The sequence below is a fragment of the Gelidibacter maritimus genome (assembly GCF_014062315.1).
Classification (GTDB): domain Bacteria; phylum Bacteroidota; class Bacteroidia; order Flavobacteriales; family Flavobacteriaceae; genus Gelidibacter; species Gelidibacter maritimus.
Genome location: NZ_JACGLT010000002.1, coordinates 266,160 through 292,496, shown reverse-complemented (window position 1 = coordinate 292,496; position 26,337 = coordinate 266,160). Strand labels below are relative to the sequence as shown.

At 37.5% G+C, this 26,337-nt stretch carries 25 protein-coding genes and 1 pseudogene; 18 read left to right on the top strand and 8 right to left on the bottom strand.

The window, feature by feature from the left end:
* Nucleotides 1–18: 18 nt before the first annotated feature.
* Nucleotides 19–1,344, bottom strand: a complete 1,326-nt coding sequence (locus H3Z82_RS03505) for an aspartate kinase (protein ID WP_182202513.1) — start codon at nt 1,342–1,344, stop codon at nt 19–21.
* Nucleotides 1,345–1,445: 101 nt separating this feature from the next.
* On the opposite strand from H3Z82_RS03505, the gene H3Z82_RS03500 reads away from it, so the two are divergent.
* The gene (locus H3Z82_RS03500) at nt 1,446–2,102 is read left to right on the top strand and encodes a hypothetical protein (RefSeq protein ID WP_182202510.1); all 657 of its coding nucleotides are present in this window, start codon (nt 1,446–1,448) and stop codon (nt 2,100–2,102) included.
* Here the strand turns inward: H3Z82_RS03500 and brnQ are convergent.
* Entirely contained in the window at nt 2,080–3,363 is a 1,284-nt protein-coding gene (gene brnQ / locus H3Z82_RS03495) for a branched-chain amino acid transport system II carrier protein (RefSeq protein ID WP_182202508.1), read from the bottom strand. The two genes, H3Z82_RS03500 and brnQ, sit on opposite strands and share 23 nt — an antisense overlap.
* Nucleotides 3,364–3,429: 66 nt before the next feature.
* On the opposite strand from brnQ, the gene H3Z82_RS03490 reads away from it, so the two are divergent.
* The 3 genes from H3Z82_RS03490 (at nt 3,430) to H3Z82_RS03480 (ending at nt 5,327) form a co-directional block, all read left to right on the top strand.
* Nucleotides 3,430–4,206 (top strand): alpha/beta fold hydrolase, encoded by a 777-nt coding sequence (locus H3Z82_RS03490; RefSeq protein WP_182202506.1) that lies wholly within the window; start codon nt 3,430–3,432, stop codon nt 4,204–4,206.
* Nucleotides 4,207–4,267: 61 nt separating this feature from the next.
* Nucleotides 4,268–4,531, top strand: a complete 264-nt coding sequence (locus H3Z82_RS03485) for a DUF1660 family phage protein (protein ID WP_182202504.1) — start codon at nt 4,268–4,270, stop codon at nt 4,529–4,531.
* Between the two features lie 577 nt (nt 4,532–5,108).
* Nucleotides 5,109–5,327, top strand: a complete 219-nt coding sequence (locus H3Z82_RS03480; protein ID WP_182202502.1) for a hypothetical protein — start codon at nt 5,109–5,111, stop codon at nt 5,325–5,327.
* Here the strand turns inward: H3Z82_RS03480 and thiL are convergent.
* The gene (gene thiL / locus H3Z82_RS03475; RefSeq protein ID WP_182202500.1) at nt 5,321–6,370 is read right to left on the bottom strand and encodes a thiamine-phosphate kinase; all 1,050 of its coding nucleotides are present in this window, start codon (nt 6,368–6,370) and stop codon (nt 5,321–5,323) included. The two genes, H3Z82_RS03480 and thiL, sit on opposite strands and share 7 nt — an antisense overlap.
* 176 nt (nt 6,371–6,546) lie before the next feature.
* Between thiL and H3Z82_RS03470 the strand changes: the two genes are divergently transcribed.
* The 13 genes from H3Z82_RS03470 to H3Z82_RS03410 all read left to right on the top strand — a co-directional run bounded on the left by H3Z82_RS03470 (nt 6,547) and on the right by H3Z82_RS03410 (nt 18,343).
* Nucleotides 6,547–6,876, top strand: coding sequence for a HesB/IscA family protein (locus tag H3Z82_RS03470; protein ID WP_182202498.1), 330 nt, complete (start codon nt 6,547–6,549; stop codon nt 6,874–6,876).
* 57 nt (nt 6,877–6,933) lie between these two features.
* Nucleotides 6,934–8,379 (top strand): Fe-S cluster assembly protein SufB, encoded by a 1,446-nt coding sequence (gene sufB / locus H3Z82_RS03465; RefSeq protein ID WP_182202495.1) that lies wholly within the window; start codon nt 6,934–6,936, stop codon nt 8,377–8,379.
* Nucleotides 8,380–8,507: 128 nt separating this feature from the next.
* Entirely contained in the window at nt 8,508–8,906 is a 399-nt protein-coding gene (locus tag H3Z82_RS03460) for a hypothetical protein (RefSeq protein ID WP_182202493.1), read from the top strand.
* A gap of 66 nt (nt 8,907–8,972) precedes the next feature.
* A complete protein-coding gene (gene sufC, locus H3Z82_RS03455; RefSeq protein ID WP_182202491.1) occupies nt 8,973–9,725 on the top strand; it encodes a Fe-S cluster assembly ATPase SufC in 753 nt (250 codons plus the stop codon).
* Nucleotides 9,726–9,908: 183 nt separating this feature from the next.
* Nucleotides 9,909–10,016, top strand: coding sequence for a four helix bundle protein (locus tag H3Z82_RS19800; protein ID WP_394368093.1), 108 nt, complete (start codon nt 9,909–9,911; stop codon nt 10,014–10,016).
* A 189-nt stretch (nt 10,017–10,205) separates the two neighbouring features.
* Nucleotides 10,206–11,519: a Fe-S cluster assembly protein SufD gene (sufD, locus tag H3Z82_RS03445; RefSeq protein WP_182202490.1), complete on the top strand. Its 1,314-nt coding sequence runs from the start codon at nt 10,206–10,208 to the stop codon at nt 11,517–11,519.
* A 192-nt stretch (nt 11,520–11,711) separates the two neighbouring features.
* Complete coding sequence (locus tag H3Z82_RS03440; RefSeq protein WP_182202489.1) at nt 11,712–12,926, top strand: aminotransferase class V-fold PLP-dependent enzyme; 1,215 nt, start codon at nt 11,712–11,714, stop codon at nt 12,924–12,926.
* A gap of 24 nt (nt 12,927–12,950) precedes the next feature.
* Nucleotides 12,951–13,598: a DUF4377 domain-containing protein gene (locus H3Z82_RS03435; protein ID WP_182202488.1), complete on the top strand. Its 648-nt coding sequence runs from the start codon at nt 12,951–12,953 to the stop codon at nt 13,596–13,598.
* Between the two features lie 83 nt (nt 13,599–13,681).
* Nucleotides 13,682–14,104 carry a SufE family protein gene (locus H3Z82_RS03430; protein ID WP_182202487.1) on the top strand — a complete coding sequence of 141 codons (423 nt, stop codon included), beginning with the start codon at nt 13,682–13,684 and terminating at the stop codon, nt 14,102–14,104.
* 180 nt (nt 14,105–14,284) lie between these two features.
* Nucleotides 14,285–14,608 carry a DUF59 domain-containing protein gene (locus H3Z82_RS03425; RefSeq protein WP_182203009.1) on the top strand — a complete coding sequence of 108 codons (324 nt, stop codon included), beginning with the start codon at nt 14,285–14,287 and terminating at the stop codon, nt 14,606–14,608.
* A 138-nt stretch (nt 14,609–14,746) separates the two neighbouring features.
* The gene (locus tag H3Z82_RS03420) at nt 14,747–16,582 is read left to right on the top strand and encodes an ABC transporter ATP-binding protein (protein ID WP_182202486.1); all 1,836 of its coding nucleotides are present in this window, start codon (nt 14,747–14,749) and stop codon (nt 16,580–16,582) included.
* A gap of 232 nt (nt 16,583–16,814) precedes the next feature.
* A complete protein-coding gene (locus H3Z82_RS03415) occupies nt 16,815–17,321 on the top strand; it encodes a DUF2480 family protein (RefSeq protein WP_182202485.1) in 507 nt (168 codons plus the stop codon).
* 83 nt (nt 17,322–17,404) lie between these two features.
* Nucleotides 17,405–18,343 (top strand): DUF3078 domain-containing protein, encoded by a 939-nt coding sequence (locus tag H3Z82_RS03410; protein WP_182202484.1) that lies wholly within the window; start codon nt 17,405–17,407, stop codon nt 18,341–18,343.
* A gap of 68 nt (nt 18,344–18,411) precedes the next feature.
* Here the strand turns inward: H3Z82_RS03410 and hflX are convergent, their stop codons facing one another.
* Nucleotides 18,412–19,629 (bottom strand): GTPase HflX, encoded by a 1,218-nt coding sequence (gene hflX / locus H3Z82_RS03405; protein WP_182202483.1) that lies wholly within the window; start codon nt 19,627–19,629, stop codon nt 18,412–18,414.
* Nucleotides 19,630–19,702: 73 nt separating this feature from the next.
* Here hflX and H3Z82_RS03400 point away from each other — a divergent pair.
* Nucleotides 19,703–20,667: pseudogene (locus H3Z82_RS03400) on the top strand (endonuclease/exonuclease/phosphatase family protein).
* 188 nt (nt 20,668–20,855) lie between these two features.
* On the opposite strand, the gene H3Z82_RS03395 reads toward H3Z82_RS03400, so the two are convergent.
* The 4 genes from H3Z82_RS03395 to H3Z82_RS03380 are packed head-to-tail and all read right to left on the bottom strand — an operon-like array spanning nt 20,856 to nt 26,105.
* Entirely contained in the window at nt 20,856–21,455 is a 600-nt protein-coding gene (locus H3Z82_RS03395) for a hypothetical protein (RefSeq protein ID WP_182202482.1), read from the bottom strand.
* Nucleotides 21,456–21,497: 42 nt separating this feature from the next.
* Nucleotides 21,498–21,872, bottom strand: a complete 375-nt coding sequence (locus tag H3Z82_RS03390; RefSeq protein ID WP_182202481.1) for a hypothetical protein — start codon at nt 21,870–21,872, stop codon at nt 21,498–21,500.
* A 22-nt stretch (nt 21,873–21,894) separates the two neighbouring features.
* On the bottom strand, nt 21,895–23,319 hold the full coding sequence (locus H3Z82_RS03385; RefSeq protein WP_182202480.1) for a DUF5689 domain-containing protein: 1,425 nt from the start codon (nt 23,317–23,319) through the stop codon (nt 21,895–21,897).
* Nucleotides 23,320–23,345: 26 nt separating this feature from the next.
* Entirely contained in the window at nt 23,346–26,105 is a 2,760-nt protein-coding gene (locus H3Z82_RS03380; RefSeq protein WP_182202479.1) for a TonB-dependent receptor, read from the bottom strand.
* Nucleotides 26,106–26,337 lie beyond the last annotated feature (232 nt).

Genomic DNA, 26,337 nt, shown 5'->3' with positions numbered 1-26,337 from the left:
AACACTAATCAGGTTTTTTCAAAAAGCCGGCACCAAATCAAACACATACCGATTGAGCTTTCTCAACGTTTCAATCTTGTCGCTGGTATTGATCAATAAAGAAATATTATTGCTGCTGCCACCATAAGAAATCATTCTGACGTTAACATCTTGTAGGATCTGGAATAATTTTGGTGTATCGGGGTGATAGACAATATGGTGGCCGACAAGGCACACAATCGTTCTAAAATCATCGACGTCTACCTTCGCAAATTTCTCCAATTCGGTTACAATTTCAGACAGGTTTTTGGTGTCATCAATAGTGAGTGAAATGGCAATCTCTGAAGTGGTAATCATGTCAATGGACGTTTCGTATTTCTCAAAAATCTCAAAGACTTTTTTTAAGAACCCGTGCGCCAATAGCATGCGGGCCGATTTAATCTTTATAGCGGTAATGCCGTCTTTGGCGGCAATAGCTTTGATGCCTTCGCCATGAATGTTATTAGTAATTAATGTGCCATGTGCAGTGGGTGAGCTGGTATCTTTTAAACGTACCGGAATGTCTAAGTCCCTTACTGGGGTGACAGTTTGTGGATGTAAGATTTTCGCACCAAAATACGCCAATTCGGCGGCCTCATCAAATGACAAGTTGGAAATGGCATGGGTTTCTGGGACAAAACGTGGATCATTATTGTGGAAACCATCAATATCCGTCCAGATTTGAACTTCTTGAGCATGTAAAGCGGCGCCAATAATGGTTGCGGTATAATCGCTTCCACCACGTTGTAAGTTGCCAATCTGTCCTTCGGCATCCAAACAGATGAACCCTTGGGTAATATAAATGTCAGCTTCAGGAAGTTCATTAATGATGCGATTGAAGTTTTGACGTATATAAAAGCTATCGGGTTCATTGAACTTGTCAATCCGCATAAAATCCAATGCTGGTAATAACTGGGCATTGAGGCCCTCTTGCAGTAAAAACCGACTGAATATAAATGTGGACAACAGTTCTCCCTGGGCCACAATTTTATTGGATAGAACGGGCGAATAATTGACGTTGACCGTAGCTTTAAGTGTGTCAAAGATAGAATTGACATATGAGTGCGCTTCCTCTCTTAGATTAGGTTGATGAATTAATTGATTCACCGTTTGTGTATAAGTTTTATGAAGATCGGAAATCAACTCTAACGCGTTTTCTATTTCCTTATATTTTATACATTCTGAAATTGTGACCAGCGCATTAGTGGTACCTGACATAGCAGATAATACCACGACTTTACGTTGGCCATCATTAATAATGTTTTTGACATTGGTCATGTTTTCTATAGACCCGACTGATGTACCTCCAAATTTTAATACAAGCATAATTTTAAATTTTATCGCACGAAAATAGGTGTAACCTCTCTGTCAACAATGAAAATTAAAAAATTTGACTAATTTTACACAAAATGTTAAATAGTTAACAAATGCGAACGATTACTGCTTGTGTCAATGAGATTTTAATTGCTCAACCTTTTTTAGAAGAAGCATTGTCACGGGGTATCATCAACTATTCTGCTTTGGCTGAAGAATTGGTGGTTCCCATAAGTGAGATGTTAAAAAAACCGATAAAATCCGGTGCTGTCATGATGGCGCTACGGAGATACCAAACGCCAATGGATTTTGGAAATTCACTAAAACTTAAGCGGGTTATCCAAAATCTGGGCGACATTACCGTCAGGTCCAATTTAACAGATTTTACCTTTCAAAATTCAAAAACTTTGAGCTATAGCCACTCCAAAATTCTGGAGCAAATGGATAATTATTCTAATGTGTTTTACGCATTTACACGAGGAGTTTATGAGAGCAATATCATCATCTCAACATCGCAAAAACACAATATTTTAAAGCATTTTCAAGATGAGATTTTGCTAGGGGAAAGAGCCGAATTATCTGCCATCACCATCAGCTTGCCTTCTGATAATTCGAAAGTCACAGGTCTTTATTATCAGATTTTCAAGCGATTAGCCTGGGAAGGGATTGCGCTTTATGAAGTTGTTTCTACTACCAATGAATTTACCATCTTGGTGGAAGATGAAGTGGTGGATAAAGCGTTTTCGGTTATGAAGCGGTTGAAGGATTAAAATATTTAAAAATGTTTAGGAAGCAAAATATCACTAGTGACGGTATCAGCCACCCCAAATTAAATTGACCTAAAGGGATGACATCGATAACAGCAGTCAAGTTGTCCGAAGGCATCAAGATTTTCAGGAAATCAGGAATACTGAATATGAAAGCTGTAATGACGACACCTCTAAAGACTAAAGATGATGCCCATTGATCTGGAAGGGTATTGAGCAAAATTAAAATAATGGTTATTGGGTAGATGAACATAAGGGCCGGAATGGCGATGTCAATAATAAAACCAACCTCAAATTGTCCCATCACAACCCCTAATAAACTGCCTATGATTGCGGTTAGTGTATAGGCTTGTTCAGAGTTGTTGAATAAGCCTTTAAAGTAGTCGGCAGTACCAGTAATAATGCCCACAGCAGTCGTAAAGCAAGCTAAAGCAATTAATATGCTCAATAAGGTTGCACCTGCACTACCTAATGTCTTATTGCCTAATGCTAAAAGTAATTCGGGTCTAGTGATATGAGCCGGGAATTCTGTGTTATGTACTGATCCACTTAAAATAAGGCCGGTATAAATCACGAACAAACCAAAGCCAGCTACCAATCCAGCTTTGAAAATCAACTGTCTTTTTTCGGCAAAAGATTGCGTGCTGTTGAGGTTAATGGAAATGATTAAAACGGCACCAACTACCATGGCCGCAAGTGCATCAAAGGTTTGGTAACCTTCCATAAGGCCATCTACCACAGGTGTTTTTAATTTTGAGGGCAGCATGGCTTCAGCGGGTAAAAAAATGGCGACACCTATAATAGCTAATAGTATAACAATAATAATAGGCGTGAGGTATTTGCCCAAGAGGTCCAAAACCTTGGAGCGGTTCATCACAAAAATAAACACTAAGAGAAAATAGATACTGCTGGTAAGGAGACCACTGGTATCAAAAAATGGAGCAATAGCCATTTCGTGGGTTACAGATGCCGTCCTTGGCGCAGGCAATATGATGCAAATAGCATAGACCAATATGCAAAAAATGATACTAAAAATTGGCGATACTTTTTTTCCAAAATCGTACATAGTACCCTGTAATTTGGCGTGGGCTATAATGCCTAAAATTGGAATAACTACTGCTGTAATCACAAATCCGATGGTAACCAAAAACCAATCCGGACCTGCGTTAAAGCCCAGAAATGGTGGTAATATCAAATTTCCAGCCCCAAAAAACATCGAAAATAATGCGAAGCCGGTAATAAGTATGTCTTTAATTTTATTCATTTTATAGTCAATGCTAAGAGCTTCTTCCCTCAAAGTCTTTATATCTTTGCCGAATATAGTTCAAATATGATTTTAGAGTACAAAAATAGCCCAATCTTTTATACCGACGAAGGCGAAGGTAGAGTTGTAGTTTTACTGCATGGATTTATGGAAAATTCGACCATGTGGAAAGACTTAACCGCTGAAATTAAAGCTACCCATCGCATTATTTCCATCGATTTATTGGGCCACGGAAAAACTGGTTGTTGGGGTTACGTCCATACCATGGAAATGATGGCCGATGCCGTCGTGTTTGTCTTGGGGCAATTAAAGATTTCAAAATCGTTCTTTATCGGACATTCTATGGGTGGTTATGTGGCTTTGGCAATTGCTGAAGCATATCCTGAACGATTTTATGGCATGTGTTTGACTAACTCCACTCCGTATGCAGATAGTCCGGAACGACAAATCAATAGAGATCGTGCTATTAAAGTGGTAAAACAGAATCCTAACAATTTTATAAGCATGTCCATTTCAAATTTGTTCAGCCCTGACAATAGAGGACAATTTGTAGAAGAAATTGAATCCATAAAATTGGAAGCTATGGAGATGCCTGTACAAGGAATTATTGCTGCTTTGGAAGGCATGAAAATCAGAAAAGATAGAAGCGTTGTCTTGCAACAATTGACCGCAAAAAAAATGATTGTTTTAGGACGTCAAGATCCTATTTTGGATTTTACTGCTTTAAAACCACAACTTGCTGAAATTGAGGTTGAACTCGTCGAATTATCTGGAGGTCACATGTCGCATATTGAAAATAAATCAGATTATACTTACAATATAAAGCGTTTCATCGAAAATTAACGTGTTTTAACGTTAATATGAGTTATTTTTTTTAAGTTAGGCAACTCTAACTATAACAGCCATGAAAAAAACCAGTAATGCCCCAGCCCCAATGAAGCTTTATTGCAACCTTTTTGGTCACAATTATCAGGTTTCTAAAAAAGTGACTTCACACGTAAAAGAATATACCTGCAAGTGTTGTAAAAAACAACTAACCACCAATAGTAATGGTGCTCTTACAGAGTTGACGCCTAAATTTAAAGAAATCAATTCTATTTTGGAAGAGATGTACCTGCGTAGAACACACCGTTCAAGGGAGAAAGCGCTCAGTTCGTCGATATATTAGATTTCGAGAAGGACTTATTGTTTTGATTTTTATATATTTAGGTATCCTCTAAAATAATAATTAAAACCAATAACCAAGTGAAAACTGTTTACTGCTCTGTTTTTGGACACAACTATGTTGTTTCCAAAAAAATAACCTTTCACGTTAATGAGTATAAATGTACCCATTGCCGTGCACAAATGACCACAAACAGCAACGGCGAATTAACACCGTTGACTCCGAAGTTCAGGGAAATAAATTCTGTCCTTGAGCGAATTCATAAAAGACGAAGATTTAAAAGATTGGAAGGCCTGCTTATTTTTGAGCATTAATAGCTGATGTTAATTATAATGTTGGCAGAGTATCAAATGTAACTTATCGTGTTTGAAGTCTGTTAAATATGTCTGCCTTGGACATGTTTATAAGATGACAAGCTTGAGCTTTTAAATTATATCACCATGTTCCATCCCGTCACCATTCATAGACGGATAGAATGCCATTTTCCATACCAAATAGTTTTTATTAAAATCTTAACAGATAATCTTCTCCTTTGTAATTCGTTTTGATTACCATATGAGCTGTCCTAAAATCTTGAGTTTTGAAAAATTTATATTGCCGATTATTTAGCCACGATTTTATTGTGAAAAACGAAATCACCCAATTTGTCAAGGAGTACAAGTGTTTGCGCTGTGGGATGCAATTAACCACGAGCGATAAAGGGGAGCTTATTCCATTGACTGAGAGACGAAAGGAAATCAATAAAGTGTTAAAGACACTCTACAATAAAAGACGAAAATTAAAACAAAAAGTTTATTGATCTTTCAAGGCGTTCCATCCTTTGGCAATTAAAGGAATAAGTGTATCTCCACGTGTAATCAAATGCATGCCTTGTTCTTTTTCGGTCATATAACCAATCACAGTTAAATTAGGATTCCCCTTAATTTTTGGGAAATCGTCTTGTGAGACCGTCATGAGCAATTCGTAATCCTCTCCTCCGTTTAAAGCAATTGTCGTGCTATCAATTTTAAATTCCTCGCAAGTAGAAATGACTTGTGGATCGAGTGGAATTTTATTTTCATACAAAACAGCACCTACATCACTTTGTTTGCATAGATGAATGATTTCAGAAGACAAACCATCACTAATATCGATCATGGACGTAGGTTTAACCTCTAAATCTTTTAAAAGTTTAACAATATCCTTTCGTGCTTCTGGTTTCAATTGGCGTTCCACAATATAGGTATAAGGCTCTAAATCGGGTTGGTTATTGGGGTTAACCTTAAAGACTTCTTTTTCACGTTCCAAAACTTGAAGTCCCATATAAGCAGCACCCAAATCGCCAGTTACAACCAGCAAATCATTGGGTTTTGCACCGCTTCTGTAAACAACATCTTTTTTGTCCACTTCGCCAACTGCAGTTATGGAGATGATCAATCCTGTTGTAGATGAAGTTGTGTCGCCGCCTACCACATCCACGCCATAAATCTTTGAAGCCGTTTCAATACCAGCGTAAAGTTCTTCTAATGCTTCCAAAGGGAATCGGTTGGAAATAGCAATGGCAATTGTTACTTGTGTAGCAGTGGCATTCATGGCATACACATCAGATAAATTCGCAATCATTGCTTTATAGCCCAAATGTTTTAAAGGCATATAGCTTAAATCAAAGTGCACATGTTCCACCAAAATATCGGTGGTAATTACAGCTTGTTTCGACTTAAAATCCAACACAGCAGCATCGTCGCCAATGCTCTTTACTGTAGATTTCTGGGTGACCTTAAAATGCTTGGTCAGATGGTCAATGAGACCAAATTCACCTAAGTCACTAATAGGCGTTCGCGATTGATTTTTATCTTCTATCATGATGCAAATTTAGGGATATCGGATAGAAAATACGAATCATTTTAGCTGAATTATTGGAAGGTGAATGACATAAAAAAGACGAATAGGTCCATTTAAGAATATAATGTGAAGTTCTATGGAAAAACCCTTCTTATATTGTATATTTGTCCTCTATTTAGAAATAATCTTAATAACGAATGATAAAAGTATCTGAAACAGCTAAAAAAAAGGTCATGGAGCTCATGAGTGAGGATGGCTTTGACTATGCAACCGACTTTATACGCGTTGGTGTGAAAAGTGGTGGTTGTTCGGGTTTATCATATGATTTAAAATTTGATAAATCACAAAAAGATGAGGATAAGGTCTTTGAAGATAATGGTGTCAGAATTGTTATTGACAAAAAAAGCTTTTTATACCTTATTGGTACTACCCTTGAATATTCAGGTGGCTTAAATGGTGCTGGGTTTGTATTTAATAATCCAAACGCCAATCGCACTTGTGGATGTGGAGAGTCATTTTCTCTATAAATCCATCCCAACCTTCCCAAAAAGGAAGGAATTGAACAAATAAATGTAAATGACAAGATGAAATATACAGAAGACGATTTAAGAGAAGAATTAAAGACCAAGGAATACGAATATGGATTTTTTACTGACATTGAGTCTGATACGTTCGAGCCTGGTTTAAATGAAGATGTTGTCCGTGCCATTTCTTTAAAGAAAAATGAGCCGGAATGGATGACCGAATGGCGTTTGGAGGCTTTTCGGGCATGGGAGAAGATGGAAGAGCCGGAATGGGCAAATGTCACTTACGAAAAACCAGATTTTCAAGCTATATCCTATTATTCAGCACCAAATACCAAACCTAAATATGATAGTTTAGATGAGGTGGATCCGCAATTGCTGGAAACTTTTGACAAGCTAGGGATTTCTTTGGACGAGCAGAAAATGCTGGCCGGTGTTGCCATGGATGTTGTAATTGATTCCGTTTCAGTAGCCACAACCTTTAAGAAGTCATTGGACGAAAAAGGAATTATTTTTTGTTCCATCAGTGAAGCCATTCAAGAGCATCCTGAATTGGTGAAGAAATATATCGGAACGGTGGTGCCACGCACGGATAACTTCTATGCGGCGTTAAATTCAGCAGTGTTCAGTGATGGCAGTTTTTGCTATATACCAAAAGGCGTTCGTTGCCCAATGGAGCTATCTACTTATTTCCGTATCAACCAAGGAGGTACCGGACAGTTTGAGAGAACGCTCCTAATTGCTGATGAAGATAGTTATGTGAGTTACTTAGAAGGCTGTACGGCACCAAGCCGCGATGAGAATCAAATGCATGCTGCGGTAGTGGAATTGATTGCTATGGACAGCGCGGAAATTAAATATTCAACGGTTCAAAACTGGTTTCCTGGAACTGCTGAGGGCAAAGGTGGCGTTTTCAATTTTGTAACCAAACGAGGGATCTGTGAGGATAACGCCAAAATTTCTTGGACACAGGTAGAGACAGGTTCGGCCGTGACTTGGAAATACCCAAGTTGTATCCTTAAAGGTGATAATTCAGTAGGTGAATTTTATTCAATTGCCGTAACCAATCATCACCAACAAGCCGATACCGGAACTAAAATGATTCATTTGGGTAAAAACACCAAGTCGACAATTATTTCTAAAGGAATTTCAGCGGGGAAAGCCCAAAACTCCTATAGAGGTTTGGTACAGATAGGTCCTAGGGCAGAAAATGCCCGTAACTTTTCGGAATGTGATAGTTTATTGATGGGTAACGATTGTGGGGCACACACTTTCCCGTACATTGAAGTAAAAAATAAATCGGCAATAATAGAGCACGAAGCCACAACGAGTAAAATTGGAGAAGACCAAATTTTTTACTGTAACCAGCGGGGGATTGATACTGAAAAAGCCATTGCGCTTATTGTAAATGGTTTTAGTAAAGAGGTGTTGAATAAATTACCGATGGAGTTTGCAGTGGAAGCACAAAAATTATTGGAAATAAGTTTAGAAGGCTCAGTTGGATAGTAATTAAATTGAACCTGTAAAATTTGCACGTTCAATATCCTGCAAGATCTGTATAAACAACTTGCTAGGCTTTAGAAACCTTGAAGGTTTAAGAGCCTAAAGTTCCTATCGCCGACAATGCACAATATATGAAAAGAACAATTTTTCTTGTTTTTACGCTAATGGCTTTTGTGGGCTGTAAAAATGACTCAAAGTCTACAGTTGGTAATATTGAAGACCAGGATCAACTGAAGGTTAGAGAGCTGACGGGAAATTTTATTTACTATGACAATGCAGGTGTTTTGCAAACAGAAAGTGAGCTGTTTGGTGTTATAGAAGACGAAAATGCCAAAGAATTGATAGAAAGGGCGACGCCCTTGAAGAATCAACCGACAGATGAAGTGAAAGTGACGTTGAAAGTAAAGGTCATTAAAAAGCAAAAGCATGAAGAAGGTTGGGATAACAGAGTAGAGATTATTGATATTATATCCGTGTCTGAAGTAGCCGAAAAAAATAATAATGTCATTAAGATAAGAGCACAAGAATAGAATTATAGAATAGCAAATTCTGACCGATAACATTAGAATTTGTACGTTAAATTTAAGTAAAACCGTATGTTAAAAATTATTGATTTACACGCAAGTGTTGAAGATAAAGCCATTTTAAAAGGCATTGATTTAGAGATAAATGCAGGTGAGGTACATGCCATTATGGGGCCAAATGGTTCTGGTAAAAGTACTTTAGCTTCTGTTATAGCCGGAAAGGAAGACTATGAGGTTACTCAAGGAGATATCGTTTTTGAAGAGGAGAGCATCAACGAATTGGCACCTGAAGAGCGCGCCCATAAAGGAGTTTTCTTATCCTTTCAATATCCTACTGAGATTCCTGGTGTTTCCGTAACCAATTTCATGAAAACGGCCATCAATGAAACCCGAAAGGCGAGAGGACTTGGTGATATGCCAGCTAATGAAATGCTGAAAATGATTCGTGAGAAATCAGAAATGCTCGAAATTGATCGGAAATTTCTATCCCGGTCTTTAAATGAAGGCTTTTCAGGTGGTGAGAAGAAGCGAAATGAAATCTTTCAATTGGCCATGTTGGAACCAAAATTGGCTATCCTTGACGAAACCGATTCAGGTTTGGATATTGATGCACTTCGTATTGTGGCAAACGGCGTTAATAAACTGAAAAGTGACGATAATGCCGTCATCATCATTACCCACTACCAGCGTTTGTTAGACTATATTGTCCCTGATTTTGTACATGTCATGTTTGAAGGACGCATTGTGAAATCTGGTGGTAAGGAATTGGCCCACGAGCTTGAAGAAAAAGGCTACGACTGGATTAAGGAAGAAGTGAACGCTTAGTTTGGTTTGAAGGGTTTCTTGTTTAAAGTTTCAAGTTATCGCAACCATTGAGAAATTTGAAGATTTAGAAATCTGGCAGGAAGCTCGAAGACTTTCAAATGAGATTAAGAAATCACTTTAAAATCTGAACTAAAAAATGATTTTAGACTGAGAAATCAAATCAAATGATCCTCAGGTTTAGTAATGGACAATATTGCCGAGGGATTTGAGTACGATGGGAATATTGAATTCAGACAGTTCTTATCCGTTGCAAAAGGATCGGCAGGTGAATCAAGATCTCAATTATTATAGAGTCTGATTATGGATATATAGAAAAAGAGAAGTTAGAGAAATTGGTTGAAGAATACGAACAATTAAGTAAACGAATAGCCAATTACATAATATATTTAAACAAACAAGATTTCAAAGGGAACAAATTCAGGTGATTACGGAACCGTAATCCCTTGAAACAAGAAACAAAAGAAACTTGAAACTTACAGAATGGAACTAAAAGAAAAACTCATAGCCTCATTTATGGCATTCGAAAACTTGGTGGATGTTGATGCGCCAGTTCACGACGTGCGAAGTGAAGCAATTAAAGAATTTGAAGCACAAGGCTTCCCGTCAAGAAGGGACGAAGCTTGGAAATACACCTCGTTAAACAGTATTTTAAAACACGATTATAGTGTGTTTCCGAAGAAAGAAAACCGCATCGATTACAACGATATCAAGAAATACTTTATCCACGATATTGACACTTATAAAATAGTTTTTGTCGATGGAAAATATTCATCACATCTCTCTGAGACTACCCATGATGGGGTGGACATTTGTTTGATGTCATCGGCATTGTCAAAACCAAAATACCGACCAGTAATTGAAAACTATTTCAATAAAGTGGCAACTAAAGATGGGTTGACCTCATTGAACACTGCATTTTCTCAAGAAGGTGCTTACATTCATATTCCTAAGAACAAATCGGTGGCAAAACCTATTCAGATTGTTCATTTCTCAACAGGTAATGAATCATCATTAATGCTACAACCTCGAAATTTGATTGTGGTGGATGAAAATTCACATGTCCAGATTATTGAGCGCCATCAAAGTTTGACCGAAAATCCTGTGTTGACCAATACGGTTACTGAGATTTTTGCAGATAAGCGCGCCATTGTGGATTATTATAAAATTCAAAATGACAACGAAAACGCTTCATTGATTGACAGTACGTTTATCAATCAAAAACAAGAAAGTTTTGCCAGTGTACATACGTTTTCCTTTGGGGGTAAATTAACCCGTAACAATCTTAATTTTTACCAAAACGGAGAGCGAATTGACTCTACTTTAAAAGGGGCAACCATTATTGGCAACAGACAGCATGTTGATCATAACACTTTGGTGCATCATATTGAACCAAATTGCGAAAGCCATCAAGACTACAAAGGTATTTTTGATGACAATGCGACGGGTGTTTTCAACGGAAAAGTATTGGTTAACAGAGAAGCTCAAAAAACCAATGCCTTTCAGGCCAATAACAATATTCTAATTGGTGATAAGGCAAGTATCAACACCAAACCACAATTGGAAATTTTTGCTGACGATGTGAAGTGTTCGCACGGATGTACCATTGGTCAATTGGATGAAAGTGCTATGTTTTATTTGCGATCAAGAGGAATTCCAGAAAAAGAAGCAAAAGCTTTGTTGATGTATGCCTTTAGTAATAACGTATTAAGTTCGGTTAAAATTCCAGAGATTAAACAACGAATTACGAATATTATCGCTAAGAAACTTGGGGTCAATATTGGATTTGATCTATAGTTAGCATACAGGTCCGCCTACCAAAAAGGTAAGTAACACAGAACTGGCAGATTGACGCTGATTATCATTTTTCTATTATCTGTTTCTGATATACTAAGATTTGTGGTTATCATAAACAATCAGCTTCACCCGTCTGAACGGAGGGGCAGGTCTGCGGGCCACGCAATGATTCCAAACTTCAAAATTTAGAGCATGTTTCCAGTCGAAAAAATACGAAAAGATTTTCCAATACTTCAAAGACAAGTCAATGGGAAACCATTGGTTTATTTTGATAATGCCGCTACGTCTCAAACGCCGCAACAAGTTATGGATGCCATTGTGGATTATTATTCAAACTACAATGCCAATATCCATAGAGGCGTTCATAGTTTGAGTCAAGAGGCAACAGATAAGTATGAAGAAGCACGTTTAAAAATACAAAAACATTTCAATGCAAGAGCATCGCATGAAATCATCATGACGGCTGGCACAACCCATGGTATCAATTTAGTAGCCAGTGGTTTTACAACGCTCTTAAAAAAAGGTGATGAAGTCATCGTATCCGCATTAGAACATCACAGTAATATTGTGCCTTGGCAAATGCTTTGTGAACGGAGTGGTGCGGAATTAAAAGTCATTCCGATGAATGACGAAGGTGAGCTGATTTTATCGGCATACGATGCGCTTCTTTCTGATAATACAAAACTCGTTTTTGTCAACCATATTTCCAATGCCTTAGGGACGATTAATCCTATTGAGAGCATGATCAAGAAAGCACATGCCGTTGGAGCAGCAGTTTTGGTTGATGGGGCACAGGCTTGTCCTCACATAAAGGCGGATGTACAAGCTCTGGATGTTGATTTTTACGTCGTTTCCGCGCATAAAATGTGTGGTCCAACTGGGGTTGGAATACTTTACGGAAAGGAAGAATGGCTCAACAAATTACCACCTTATCAGGGCGGTGGGGAAATGATTGCCGAGGTTTCATTCGAAAAAACTACTTATGCCGGACTACCTCATAAATTTGAAGCAGGCACTCCCAATATTTGTGGTGGCATTGCTTTTGGTGCGGCCATTGATTATATGAATCAAATTGGTTTTGAAAAGATTGATGCCTATGAGCAGGAACTTTTAGAATACGGTACAAAGAAACTATTAGAAATTGAAGGCTTGAAAATCTATGGCACTTCAGAACATAAAACTTCAGTAATTTCCTTCAATCTCGATGGTATTCATCCTTATGATGTTGGAACTTTACTCGATAAAATGGGGGTAGCGGTCCGTACGGGACACCATTGCGCACAACCGATCATGGATTATTTTAAAATTCCGGGGACGATAAGGGCATCTTTTGCTTTTTATAATACCAAGCAGGAAATTGATGTGTTGGTGGAAGGGGTTAAAAAAGCCCAAATGATGCTGTCTTAAGCGTCAGGTTTCAAAATTAAATTTATGAGTTTAAAGTTTTTCGCCATTAATTCATTGGTCCTATTATTTCTGTCATGTTCCCCTAATGATAAAATCCTACTAATTGCCAATAAAAAAGCAAATTGTACAGGCGTAGCACCTCAAAAGTGTCTCCAAATTAAAAATGAAGGTGAAATTGATTGGACCTACCTTTATAGTGATATTGAAGGCTTTGACTATGTTGAAGGCTTCTATTATAGATTAAAAGTTAACGTTTCGGAAGTGGAAAACCCACCAGCAGATGGGTCGTCCTTAAAGTATTATTTGGTTGAAATTTTAGAAAAATCAAGAGCACCTTTAAACATAGATCAGGGTTCGTGGTTGGTAACCCGGGTAAAGGATAGAGACAGTTTTGCTAGAAACCCGTTTATTAAAATTGATCTGTCACAAAATGTAATCAACGGTAATACCAGCTGTAACCGGTTTTCGGCAAATATTGAGGTTACCGACAATCAGGTTGACATCACTGAGTTGTCTTCAACGGAAATGATGTGTAGGGATATTGAAGTCGAAACACTGTTTCTTGATGCCATGGCACGCATTGCGTCATATACTTTAAAGAATGACAAACTTCAGTTATTGGATATAAATAAGGAGCTGCTCATTGAATGCACCTATTTAAAATCAGAGTAGTCCTTCGGAATTAACCGCTTGATATCCATGGTTAAATTTCGTGTTTTGAAGAGATAAATTGTAACTTTGTATAAAATTTCAGAATGACTATAAAAGCGATACAAGAAGACCTTATCGATGAGTTTTCAATGTTTGAAGATTGGGAAGAGCGCTATCAATATATGATTGATTTAGGCAAAACTTTACCTCTGATTGACGAGCAATATAAAACGCAGGAAAATATCATTAAAGGCTGCCAAAGTAAAGTTTGGGTACATGCCGAAATGAAGGATGACAAAGTTGTATTTACGGCCGATAGTGATGCTATTATCACCAAAGGTATAATTGCAATATTAATTCGTGTGTTTTCAAATCAAAATCCCCAGGATATTATTGATGCCAATACTGATTTTATCGATGCCATTGGTCTAAAGGAGCATCTATCACCAACACGTGCCAACGGATTGGTGAGTATGATCAAACAATTAAAAATGTATGCTATTGCATACCAAACACAGCTTAACTAAATTCCTGAAAGCAGGAATCTCGGAATTGCTATTTCGAAACAGATGGTTATAGTAGGATAAAGCTTGAATATTTCTGATTAGAAAATAGATTTTTTACAAACACAGTACAATTGAATTATGTTGATGCGTTGAATAGTTGCGGTATTTATCCTAAACTCTTTAACACTAAATTTTTAAATGATGAGTAAAGAAATAGATACATTCGCTCTAGGCGAAAAAATAGTAAACGTTATAAAAACTGTTTATGACCCTGAAATTCCAGTTGATATTTATGAATTGGGATTGATTTATGATGTTTTTGTCAATGAAGATTATGATGTTAAGATCCTTATGACCTTAACAACACCAAATTGTCCAGTAGCTGAAAGCTTGCCATTGGAAGTTGAGGAGCGCGTAAAATCAATTGACGAGGTCAAATCTGCAATAGTCGAAATGACGTTTGATCCACCGTGGAGTCAAGATTTAATGAGTGAAGAAGCGAAGTTGGAATTGGGGATGCTTTAATCTTCAGTAGGTCGTATTCAGTAAGATTGATCAGTTGTCAGTCTACATTAGGCAATCCGTAATTGGCGGGGTTGCCTGTCTTGATACGGACCTTCAATTGTTCTTCATAAAAACTACATCTTACACCCACCTTAACCAATGGCACGACGACGTCCTAAATCATTAAAAGATAAAGACAAAACCAGTCTTCGGAAGTCTTTTAGTGCCTTGGTATTTATCCCGCGTTTCTTTAAGGAAATTTGGCGGACCAATAAAAAGTTGTTTCTTTTATCGGCATTATGCCGACTTATTGGCGCTATTTTACCAGTGATCATCCTGTGGGTTGGAAAACTCATTATTGATGAGATCATTCTTCAAACCCAGCTTGAGGTCTCTGATTTGACGCAGCTGTGGACCTACGTTGGCATTGAACTGGGTCTGGTTGTTCTCTCCGACCTCATGAGTCGCGCAATATCTCTAACCGACGGACTTTTGGGTGATGCTTACGCTATAGAATCTTCAGTTACGATAATAAAGAAAACCAATCAGATAGATATCAGTCTCTTGGAAGACTCTGAATTCTATGATAAACTGGAACGCGCCAGAATGCAAACCTCGGGCCGTGTCGGACTTTTATCCAATGCTTTGGGTGAGGTTCAGAGCTTGATTTCCATTACAACACTCGTAGCAGGCTTGATCTATTTTGAACCCTATCTGATTATTCTGTTGGTGTTGAGTATAATTCCTTCTTTTATTAATGAAATTTGGTTCAGTCAGCAGCAATATTCTTTGGCACGAGGTTGGACGGCCGAGCGGCGAGAATTGGATTATCTCAGATTTATCGGCGCAAATAATATTACGGCAAAAGAAATTAAACTCTTCGGCTTGACGGATTTTATTGTTGATCGGTTTAAAAACCTTTCCCAAGAATATTTCGAGCTCAATAAAAAATTGGCAATCAAACGCACAGGATTAGGATTTGTATTTAATGTTTTGGGAACGCTGAGTTATTATGGCGCTTATATATTTATTATTTACCGTGTTATCTCTGGAGTAATTACTCTGGGTGAATTGACATTTTTATCCGGTTCTTTTAATAGATTGACTCGGAACCTTCAGGATTTCTTTTCTAAATTCACCAGGATTACTGAAAGTGCACTTTACTTGAAGGATTATTTTGAGTTTATTGACCTCAAAATTGCTCCAAACCATCTCGAAGATCAGATTCTACCCGAAAAGATAACAACAGGATTTGAATTTCGAAATGTCCATTTTTCATATCCTGATTCTGATACTGAAATTCTCAAAGGTGTAAGTTTTACTATATCTGCCGGAGAGAAGATGGCTTTTGTTGGTCAAAATGGTGCAGGAAAAACAACATTGACCAAATTGATGTTGCGGTTTTATGAACCTACATCCGGTGAGATATTGCTTGATGGTATCAATATCAATCGATTTAAACAGAATGATTATCAGAAGTTTTTTGGAGTAATTTTCCAAGATTTTTTCCGTTATGAATTTACGGTCAGAGAAAATATTGCTATTGGCGATATCGACGCGTTGGAGAATCAAGAAAAAATTGAAAATGCCGCCCAATTGAGCTTAGCCAATGAAGTTATTTCAGAGTTAAAAAAAGGTTATGATCAGCAACTCGGTAAACGCTTTTATAAAGGACAGGAACTCTCTGGTGGGCAGTGGCAAAAAATAGCTTTGGCAAGAGCATATATGAAAGATGCAGAAGTTATGATTTTGGACGAGCCAACTTCAGCATTGGATGCCAAGGCAGAAAGCGACGTTTTTAAACGCTTTATTGCGTTGACCAAAGGTAAAACGAGCATTATCATTTCTCATAGATTCAGTACGGTCAGACAAGCCGATAGGATTCTTGTGTTGGATGATGGAAAAGTATTAGAGGTAGGAACGCACGATGAGTTAATGGAAAATGAAGCACTGTATGCGCAACTCTTTCAACTACAAGCGGAAGGATACCAATAAAAGCCGGTTTTTTCTTTAAAAAAAGATAAAGCAGATATAAGCAGCCAGGCCTGAGCCACAATAAATTTTTAATGTATTATTTAAAAGCAATTGTCCATAAATTTGGAGAAATTCGAGATCCCGCCCAAATTCGGGATTATCCCGATTGCTATCGGGACAACCATCTATTTTGTCTGCGTACTACGTGCTTGTCAAAATAGGGTTTCACTAATAAAACACTTAATTTTGCAATATGGAAAATGAAATTATTAACAGAGTGGCCAATAGTAAATTGGTAGTTGTTAACTTAGAGGATTATTATCCAAAAGGTGAGCGTACCGTAATTGATATCAAAGATTGGTTATTTCAGGAATTGGTGCTTCGCGAAAAGGATTTTAGAGCATCTGCTAAATCACATAATTGGACACAATATCAAGATCACTATGTGGCATTAACTTGTACTACAGACGCTATTGTGCCTGCATGGGCTTATATGCTGTTGACTATGCATTTACAACCCTATGCCAAAAAAATTGTTATTGGCGATTTAGAACAACTAGAAACTTCAATATATCAGGATATTATTCAAAATCTCGATACTGAAGCTTTTGTTGATCAGCCGCTGATTATTAAAGGTTGCACCAATAAACCGGTTCCTGCCAATGCCTATATCATGTTGTCCCAGAAACTAAAACCATTGGCGCGATCTATTATGTATGGAGAGGCTTGTTCCTCAGTACCTTTATATAAAAGAAGATAAATCAAGTTTTGAAGTGTTATTGATTAAACCTTATCTTTGCACGTTTTTTAAATTAATCCATAAAGAATTTAAAACAGTAAATTATGAAAAGTAAAATCATTTTAAGCTTCATCTTCATGTTATCATTATCAATTGGTTTTGCACAAACCAAAGAAGAATTACAAGCACAAAAATCGGAAAAACAAGCTGTAGCTGATGCCGCACAGGCTGAAGCAAATGCTATCCAAGCACAAATAGATGCCCTTCCAGGCTGGAAAAAAGGTGCCTTTGGAGTCATTGGCGGAAGTTTATCACACTTCAATAACTGGTATGCTCAAGGGGCCCCAAACAATAGCTCTGGGAATATTGGGATTAACTTTAATGCCTATGCCAATAAATTGGAAGACAACTATTTTTGGAGAAACTCCTTAACGGTAAATCTAGCGTGGGTTAAATTAGACGATAAAGATGATCCTAATGATAATGACAGCTTTAAACCCACGACTGATGTGTTTAATATTTCGTCATTATATGGCCAAAAACTAAGCGAAAAATGGGCGGCTTCTGCATTGGGCGAATATAGAACCACTATTTTAAACAATTTTAACGATCCTGGATACTTAGATTTGGGTGTAGGTTTTACCTGGACCCCACTTAACAATTTGATTGTTGTGATCCATCCGTTAAACTACAACTTTGTATTTGCCGATAGCGATACCATATTTGAATCGTCTTTAGGGGCGAAAGTTATGGCGGATTATACCAGAAAAATTGGAGCCATTGACTTCAAGTCTAATTTATCTGCATTTTATAGTTATAAAGACTCTGATCTGTCCAACTGGACTTGGACCAACAATTTCAGTTATACGCTTTGGAAGCAGATAGGTGTAGGATTTGATTTTGCTCTGAGAAGCAACAAGCAGGAAGCTCTAAATTATGCGCTTGCCAATTATGGTGGACCAGTAGGAGATGAGCCTACTTTTGGAACGGTTGACAATGATTTACAAACCTATTATACAGTTGGTTTAACCTATAAATTCTAAAATCACTTAAGATTTTAAAAAAAATGCTACCCGAAAAAGGTAGCATTTTTTTTTAAATTAAGATTGGCTCACTCTTCTTCCCCGGCTTCATAATCTGGATAGAGAAAATCGTTATACGGGAAGCGGGTCACGTGAATATTTCTCACCTCCTCATAAACACGCTTTTTAAAACTTTCTAAATTTTTCTTGTTCAGCGCTGAAATGAAAATAGCGTCATCTCCAATTTTGTTCATCCAAGTTTTTTTCCATTCTTCAAGGGTATAATGATCCTTGGTTTTAACGGCAATTAAATCTTCATTGTCAAAAGGTGCCGGCTCATAAGCATCAATTTTATTGAAAACCATAATTGTTGGCTTATGTCCACTGTCAATTTCATTCAATATTTTACGAACGGATTCTATCTGCTCTTCAAAATTGTGGTGCGAAATATCAACCACATGAAGCAATAAATCGGCTTCCCTGACTTCATCCAAAGTGCTTTTAAAAGATTCAACAAGCTGTGTCGGTAATTTTCTGATAAACCCAACGGTATCACTCACCAAAAATGGCAGATTGCCAATCACCACTTTTCTTACCGTGGTATCAAGGGTGGCAAACAGTTTGTCTTCTACAAAAACCTCACTATTGCTAATAACGTTCATTAAGGTCGATTTACCTACGTTTGTATAGCCCACCAAAGCAACACGGACCAAATGGCCTCTATTCCCACGTTGAATGGCCTGTTGTTTGTCAATGACTTTTAGTTTATCCTTTAAGAGTGTGATCCGGTCTCTAACAATTCGACGGTCAGTTTCAATTTCGCGCTCTCCTGGACCACGCATACCAATACCTCCTCGTTGACGTTCCAAGTGGGTCCACATCCCTTTCAATCGTGGCAGCAAATACTCACATTGTGCCAATTCAACTTGCGTTCTGGCATAACTTGTTTGTGCGCGTTGAGCAAAAATATCAAGGATAAGATTGGTTCTATCCAGTACTTTACAATTTAAAATCTTACTGATATTCCGTTCTTGTGCTGCTGATAGTTCATCATCAAAAATGGCGGTGTCAATTTCATTTTCTTTGATAAAATTTAAAACATCTTGCAGCTTTCCTGTCCCTATAAATGTTTTTGGGTTGGGAGTGTCCATTTTTTGCGTGAAGCGTTTAACCGCTTCACCACCTGCTGTAAAGGTTAAGAATTCTAATTCATCTAAATATTCTTTAGCTTGTAGTTCGTCTTGTTCCTTGGTAATAACACCGATTAATACGGCTCTTTCTAATTTAATATCTGATTTTTCTAACATAGATGTATTTAAAACACAAAGTTACATAATTGATTGGCTATCATTTAGTATTTTTAAAACTTAAATTTGTAAAGTGAATCTTCCAACTTCCATCTCTGAGACCTATACCGTTGCATTCTATAATACTGAAAACTTATTTGATTATATAGATGATCCATTGATCAAGGATATTGATTTTTTAGAAACATCAAATAAAAACTGGAACAAAGAACGATATCAAAATAAAATCTATAAAACGGGGATGGCCATTTCAAAAATTGGATTTGATGATCTTCAAAAACCACCAACATTAATTGGTTTGGCTGAAGTGGAAAACGATAGGGTCTTAAACGCTTTGGTGAAAAGCGCCCACCTAAAAGATTACAATTATGGTTTTGTACGTTATGACTCGCCAGACGAAAGGGGCATTGATGTCGCTTTATTATATGATACGTACAGCTTTACTCTTGAAAATTCAGAGAATATTACGCTTGATATTAAGAGCGAACTCGGCGTAAGAGATTATACTAGGGATATTCTCAAGATTTGTGGTTATTTGGATGGTGAAAAAATCCATCTTCTTATCAATCATTGGCCTTCAAGACACGAAGGATCTGACACAACTGGATATAAACGGATGCATGCATCTCAGAAAGTAGTTGCTCTTATTGATGGGATCCTAAAAGAAGATGCTGAGGCAAAGGTGATTATTATGGGCGATTTTAATGATAATCCGAGGAATGAAAGTATCCAATTTTTGAAAAATACAAAATCACTATTCAATCCTATGGAAAAGCTTATGTCTTACACCAGGGGAAGCGCGAATCATAACTCCAAATGGATTTTATTTGATCAAATTTTGATGACCAAAAATTTTTTGAAACTAGACAAAGAAGGCCTAAAGTTTATAAAAGCAGATATTTTTGATGAAAAATCCTGACGCATTACGATGGTAAATATAAGGGACAGCCTTTTAGAACTTATGTAGGTAAAAAATATAAGGGCGGCTTCAGTGATCATTTCCCCGTGTATATTCAGTTGAGAAAGGAGGTGCTATAATAATATGTTTTTCTTAAAAATCGATTGGGGCAAACTCTATTTTGAAGTATAACGTTTGGTATATGCACTGTGGCGTATCTCGGCACGAACCTCTCCAAATATAAACTAACTTTGGAAAATCCGCAGGATTTTCCAAGTGAGGACAGACCAAGCCATAGCTTATATACAGTGTTACTGCAGGCTTTTTTTTATTCCGTTTTATAAATCATTTCGTAATCGTGTGCTGTCACAAACATTGGAAATTCAGTCCACTTTTTTCCGTTCGATTTAGCATTTTTATAAGTTTCCCTAAAAAGTTCTTGTAATCTTAAAATTATTAATAATTCGGCAACTTCATATGCTTGTTCGATTTCAGGTATTTCGTATTTTTTATTTTTATAAACGTCTTCATAAACTTTTTGTAGGTTCTCAAACCCAGTTAATGTCAAATCATTTTTTGTCAAATGGTCATAATCCGCTAACCATTCGTAATCTTCTTGTGCAATTTCGCTAAATGAAAACAAGTCTATAAACCAACGGTCATAGTTTATTGTGAATCCGTTCATTTCGCAGTATAATGCCTTTAGATTTTTTCCAAAACTCAAAGCGTATTTTAATTTGACACTTGAATAAAAATTGGAAATATACTTGTCCAATTTCGATTCCAAATGTAGGAGATTCATTCCAATCAATTGATGGAATTCCGTTTCGGGAATCTTGCTTAATTCGGATTCCGCAATTCGAATTGCAGAATCTAAATCGTTCCGCTTTACATATTCGTTAAGTTTATCTTCTAAATCGAAGTTCATAGGTTTGTTCAGCTTGCAGGTAACTTATTTATAATTTACCCATCAAAAAACTTTCAAAAACAGCAGCGCCAAAAACAAGGCCACTACAGGAATTAACCACAATGTAAAAAGACCATAGTTCGATTTCTTTTTTTGATTGGCATTCATAATCTTTCGTTTTTTACCGCTGTATTGGATCCAATTGATAAAATAAAGAAGCAAACAAGCTAAGACAAACAATACCCAAGCTTTTGTTGCCGACATGGTTGCTACGCGCATCTGTTGGAAAAACTCAGCAAAGAACACTCCTAAAACCAACAAAAATGAGGCTTGGACTATGGTAATGTAAACTATAGCAATAGTGTTGGCCTTTTTTCTATAGGTTCCATTTTTATAATGGTTAAAACTATTAAAGAATAGTTGGTCAAATAGGGTCATAAAACGTTGGTGTCATTAAGGTTTATTCCTTCTCAAAAATGAAAACATCATCAATTAGATAAGCGCCGGACAATGAGGTTGATCTTCCGTTGCCCTTCACTTTAAAGGCAATGTACAAAATTCCTCCATAAGACGAGAGATCAATTAAACCAGAATCCACGAATTCATTCGATGGGGTGGTTTGTGACGGTAAAAAAGCGTCTAAGGGATGCCATGTTGCAGATAGTACATTGCTGCCGTCAAAATCAGTGGATATCAATACCTCCAAGGTGTTGCTGGCCGATCTGACTTCGTTTTGGGCTGCTTTAAAATTGAGGTAGGTGTAAGAATGCGAATCTCGAGTAATTCTCGGGGTAATCAGCCATCCAATATTGGAAGCATTTCCAGACCCGAGAGGATTAAATTCAGCATATCCGTTACCATCAGAGCTGCTTTCCTTCCACAACACTTTTCCTGCTTGGGCAAAATTGGTCCAGCCATCAAAATCCAAATCCGTGTCGTCAATTGCCAAATCAAAATCCTCTTTAAATAAAATGCCAAAATCTTCGATGCTCAATGGGGTACATCTACTGTCATCCATTTTTACACCACTCAGATTATTCAGTGCCAGCACTATCGTACTGCCATCAAATGTTTTTGTAATGACTCCTTTGATCGTTCCATTTCCGAGAGGAAGCAATATATCTTTAAAGGTTGCGAAAGAACTCGTTTCCAAAGAGAATTTAGAATAGCCAATATCATTTGTGCAAGCTTGCATCTCCCTGAGCGTATCAAAATCCTGAATGGGATCATAATAGCGTTCGCCTTCTAAATTTTCAGCGAATTCAACATTATTGAACTGTACATAAAGCCCTAAATGATCAGGACTAACTTCCGAGAAAGTAAGTACTAGTGGTGTCAATTCTAAAGTGTTTTTGGAACGGAATATATGCTGTGCTCGTTGGTTTTCGGTCAAACGTTGGACGGTAGTTCCATATTGATCAGTGGCCGTTTCTCCACCAATAGTAATAACCCCATTTCCAATGCGCTCCTCTCCTATAAAAAGACCTTTCAATTTGATGTAAACTTCTCTTCCGAAATTATATTGGTTATAAGTCTCCACCTGATTGAGGATGACTTTAATGCCAGCAGTAGGGTTTTCTGGCGTATTTTGAAGAAATACTTCTTTAAAAAAATTGCCTTCTTTATCTGATGAACTCACGTAGCCTTTTATATAAATATCCGTTTCAATTAACACCGGCTTTCTATAATTATTGGCATATTTCAACTTCAATTCTCCCATTGAAACTTCAATGGCATCACTGGCCAAAAGCGCTTCCAAGCCTTTGTTCTCTTCATTGCCCAGATCATTCGGAACCTTGAAATCATCGTCTTTTACACAAGAAGATGTCATGATATACACAAGTATCATGATGAAAATCGCTAAAATTCTATTAATCTTAAACATAATTTTATAGTTTTTTCTGTTCATTTTCAGAATCGCAGGTTCAGGTTCAAAAAGTATGTCGTTCCACGTCCATACCAATATTTTGATCCAAATACCGGAATTTCATTGCTGGCGTCTTTCTTCAGCATCCTATAATTAGCATTCCTACCTTGCCCGAAGCCACCTGTCTTATGTGCAACATCAAGAATGTTGTTGACACTGGCAAAAAATCCCACAAAATACCTGTTGATCCGCCATGATTTTCCACCTACAAGATTTACGATCATATACTCATCAAATTTCTCCTGTTTCAAAAGTTGTTTTGCAACCTCAGGATCATAATCGTTAAAAGGCAAGCCATCAGCATCCGTATAGAAATTGCGTGTTCTAATTAGCGGACTGATATCAACGTATGCCTTATCAAAAAAGTTTGCGGTTGCCCCAAACCACCAATAATCTGGATCACGATATTCAAAACCTACGGAGTATGCGGTTTGAGGCCCGCTGGCAAGTTTGTAGTTTTTAAGGTTCGCTTTTCCGAAGTCAATCCCATCAGGATTGGTAAAACTCGAAGAAGTCAAATATAGATTTGGGTTGTTGTCATAGATGAATTGGCCTATAGAAGCGACACCTTTTAGTTTTATTGAAGGGGTTACTTGTGCTTCAATGCCAAGTTCTCCGCCAAAATGCTTTTTGTCAATACCTTGTGAAATCTCTTGAACGAATGCTGAGGTCTGGTTTTCGGAGATTTCAAAACTGCTCAGTCCATCGGCGTAGTAAAATGAGATTTTATTGGCATTCTCAATTTTTGAATAATAACCCGTCAATTTTGCTTTTACAATAGAAGATCGATAGATATAACTGGCATCCACTGAAGTGATTTTTTCTTCTGAAATGTTTTTCACCACGTTATGATTCTCCCGAGCGTTGGTATAGGTATTTCTAAGTGTTGGTGCTTTTGAAAGATATCCCGCGTTGAAATCCAATAGATGTTTTCCAGTAATTTTATAGGTCAATCCAGCTTTTGCCCCCAAACCTGAAAAACTGAGTTTTTCGCCTTTTCCGAGCGAATTGGTCGCGTAGATTTCATGTTGATAAAGTCCTTCACGCTGGTAGGTCGTGTTGGAAACACTTAATGCAGTATAATAATCGACTTTTTTGTACTTGAATTGGGCTTGGGCAAATCCGGAAATTACATTCGCATACAAGTTGTAATTGTATCTAAACCGATCGCCTTCACCAACAATTTTATTTGGATGTTGTAAATCGTATTGAATATTGTCAAATGAATCAACATTCAACACACCTGAAGCACCCAATAGGTCCTTGACTTCTGCGAAATTTTCAGACTTTAAATGGCGATAATTGATGGTGCCATTTAGGGTCATATGATCAGAAATATCAGAAGTAAGGATGGCGTTTACAGTGAATTGAGTGTCGTCATTTCTGTCCTCATATAGAGAATAGGCTGCGTTTAAACCACTGCTATTATTGGTGATATTGGCGTCATAGATTCTATTCCAATCAATTTGACCATCTTTTAAAAAGTCTTGTTCCAATTGATAGGCCTTGGCGTAATCTGGACCATTTTTATCGGCCAAAGCATAACTCGGCAGTTTTTGATAATAGGCAGGGCTTGGGTTGCCACCACCAGGATAGTCTAGTCGGCTGTTTCCTACTTTACCAAATTGATAGGCAAGGTTCGTATTGAAAGTGGTTTTATTGCTGATGTCCCAATAGTGATTCATCATAAAGATCGGCTCGCTCACTTCTTTGACACGTGAATTACGTTTTTTGCCATTTTGATAACCCCAATATTCATTGTATTTGATGCCTTTTAAATCGAAAACCTCTTGGGTATTTGGAGAGGATTTCCCGCGTCGGTGGGGTGCATAAAATGAGGTGAAATTTAGATGATGCTTGTCGTTGATTTTCTTCTCAATTGAGGCGAAAAAAGAATTGGACACATAACTTGTAGCCTCCTGAAAACCTTCTTCGCCCCAGCGACCTCCAATGGCCAGAGAAGCAGACCAACCGCCTTCCATCAGTCCGGTGGCGTAGCTTGCAATAACACGTTGGGTATAACTTCTGTCAGAAGATGAGTAGGTGATACGACCGCCTTTTCTGTACTCTGATGCTCGGGTAGTGATGTGGGTGGAGCCTAAAGCGCCACCAAACGTATAATTGGATGGAGACAGGTTGGGTGATAATTCTTGATTGCGGAAAACATCATTTAAACCACCCCAATTACTCCATTCTGGCCTTCCATGGAATAATTTATTCATCTCGATGCCATTGATCAACACCACGCTATTTTCGGAATCCAGGCCTCTAAGTTTAAAGAATGATGAACTGAACTCAAATGCGACTGTACGTTGGAAAACATCTAAGGAGGATTGCAAAAGTCCGGAAATATTGTCCGCGCCACCAGTGCTATCATCATTTAATTCGTCTTCAGACAAAGTAATGGTATAAAGATCGACGGAATCAGCCACATCAATATCAAGCATCATATCTCTGATATCCAAAGTTTGTCCGTCGTTAATAATAATTGGGAAGCGCTTGGTTAGGTAACCTGTTTTTTCAACCTTGAGTATGTGTTCTCCAAGAGGGAGATTAGAGGTCAATATGAATTCTCCTTCGGGATCAGTAAGTGTCGTTTGAAGGGTTTCTTCAATGGTGATGGACACGTTAGGAATCGGAGCATAAGTGATGCCATCAATAACACTTCCTTTGACGATAGTTTCTTGCGCTGCACCTGTTAAGACAGAAAAGATTCCAAATAAGAAAATTGAACTTTTTTTCATAAGAACATTTTTTTATTCCCACCAGTGGGGTTTTTAATACCCAGAGGCCTGCCTCCGTCGAAAAGACAATCTTTATTGATACCTCATTGTCGTGACCGTCCGTGCCAATTGAAAAAAATCGAGGTTTTTGATTTCAGTTTAAAGAAGTATCTGCCATTGTTGCCACCATATTTGGTCAAAAATTAGCGTTATGGTTATAGCGAGAAACTTAGTTTCACCTAAATCTGATTAA

Excerpts from the sequence above, each read along its gene's own strand:
- H3Z82_RS03505 (WP_182202513.1), bottom strand. The coding sequence starts at position 1,344 with ATGCTTGTATTAAAATTTGGAGGTACATCAGTCGGGTCTATAGAAAAC.
- H3Z82_RS03500 (WP_182202510.1), top strand. The coding sequence starts at position 1,446 with ATGCGAACGATTACTGCTTGTGTCAATGAGATTTTAATTGCTCAACCT.
- brnQ (WP_182202508.1), bottom strand. The coding sequence starts at position 3,363 with ATGAATAAAATTAAAGACATACTTATTACCGGCTTCGCATTATTTTCG.
- H3Z82_RS03490 (WP_182202506.1), top strand. The coding sequence starts at position 3,430 with ATGATTTTAGAGTACAAAAATAGCCCAATCTTTTATACCGACGAAGGC.
- H3Z82_RS03485 (WP_182202504.1), top strand. The coding sequence starts at position 4,268 with ATGAAAAAAACCAGTAATGCCCCAGCCCCAATGAAGCTTTATTGCAAC.
- thiL (WP_182202500.1), bottom strand. The coding sequence starts at position 6,370 with ATGATAGAAGATAAAAATCAATCGCGAACGCCTATTAGTGACTTAGGT.
- H3Z82_RS03470 (WP_182202498.1), top strand. The coding sequence starts at position 6,547 with ATGATAAAAGTATCTGAAACAGCTAAAAAAAAGGTCATGGAGCTCATG.
- sufB (WP_182202495.1), top strand. The coding sequence starts at position 6,934 with ATGAAATATACAGAAGACGATTTAAGAGAAGAATTAAAGACCAAGGAA.
- H3Z82_RS03460 (WP_182202493.1), top strand. The coding sequence starts at position 8,508 with ATGAAAAGAACAATTTTTCTTGTTTTTACGCTAATGGCTTTTGTGGGC.
- sufC (WP_182202491.1), top strand. The coding sequence starts at position 8,973 with ATGTTAAAAATTATTGATTTACACGCAAGTGTTGAAGATAAAGCCATT.
- H3Z82_RS19800 (WP_394368093.1), top strand. The coding sequence starts at position 9,909 with ATGGACAATATTGCCGAGGGATTTGAGTACGATGGGAATATTGAATTC.
- sufD (WP_182202490.1), top strand. The coding sequence starts at position 10,206 with ATGGAACTAAAAGAAAAACTCATAGCCTCATTTATGGCATTCGAAAAC.
- H3Z82_RS03440 (WP_182202489.1), top strand. The coding sequence starts at position 11,712 with ATGTTTCCAGTCGAAAAAATACGAAAAGATTTTCCAATACTTCAAAGA.
- H3Z82_RS03435 (WP_182202488.1), top strand. The coding sequence starts at position 12,951 with ATGAGTTTAAAGTTTTTCGCCATTAATTCATTGGTCCTATTATTTCTG.
- H3Z82_RS03430 (WP_182202487.1), top strand. The coding sequence starts at position 13,682 with ATGACTATAAAAGCGATACAAGAAGACCTTATCGATGAGTTTTCAATG.
- H3Z82_RS03425 (WP_182203009.1), top strand. The coding sequence starts at position 14,285 with ATGAGTAAAGAAATAGATACATTCGCTCTAGGCGAAAAAATAGTAAAC.
- H3Z82_RS03420 (WP_182202486.1), top strand. The coding sequence starts at position 14,747 with ATGGCACGACGACGTCCTAAATCATTAAAAGATAAAGACAAAACCAGT.
- H3Z82_RS03415 (WP_182202485.1), top strand. The coding sequence starts at position 16,815 with ATGGAAAATGAAATTATTAACAGAGTGGCCAATAGTAAATTGGTAGTT.
- H3Z82_RS03410 (WP_182202484.1), top strand. The coding sequence starts at position 17,405 with ATGAAAAGTAAAATCATTTTAAGCTTCATCTTCATGTTATCATTATCA.
- hflX (WP_182202483.1), bottom strand. The coding sequence starts at position 19,629 with ATGTTAGAAAAATCAGATATTAAATTAGAAAGAGCCGTATTAATCGGT.
- H3Z82_RS03395 (WP_182202482.1), bottom strand. The coding sequence starts at position 21,455 with ATGAACTTCGATTTAGAAGATAAACTTAACGAATATGTAAAGCGGAAC.
- H3Z82_RS03390 (WP_182202481.1), bottom strand. The coding sequence starts at position 21,872 with ATGACCCTATTTGACCAACTATTCTTTAATAGTTTTAACCATTATAAA.
- H3Z82_RS03385 (WP_182202480.1), bottom strand. The coding sequence starts at position 23,319 with ATGTTTAAGATTAATAGAATTTTAGCGATTTTCATCATGATACTTGTG.
- H3Z82_RS03380 (WP_182202479.1), bottom strand. The coding sequence starts at position 26,105 with ATGAAAAAAAGTTCAATTTTCTTATTTGGAATCTTTTCTGTCTTAACA.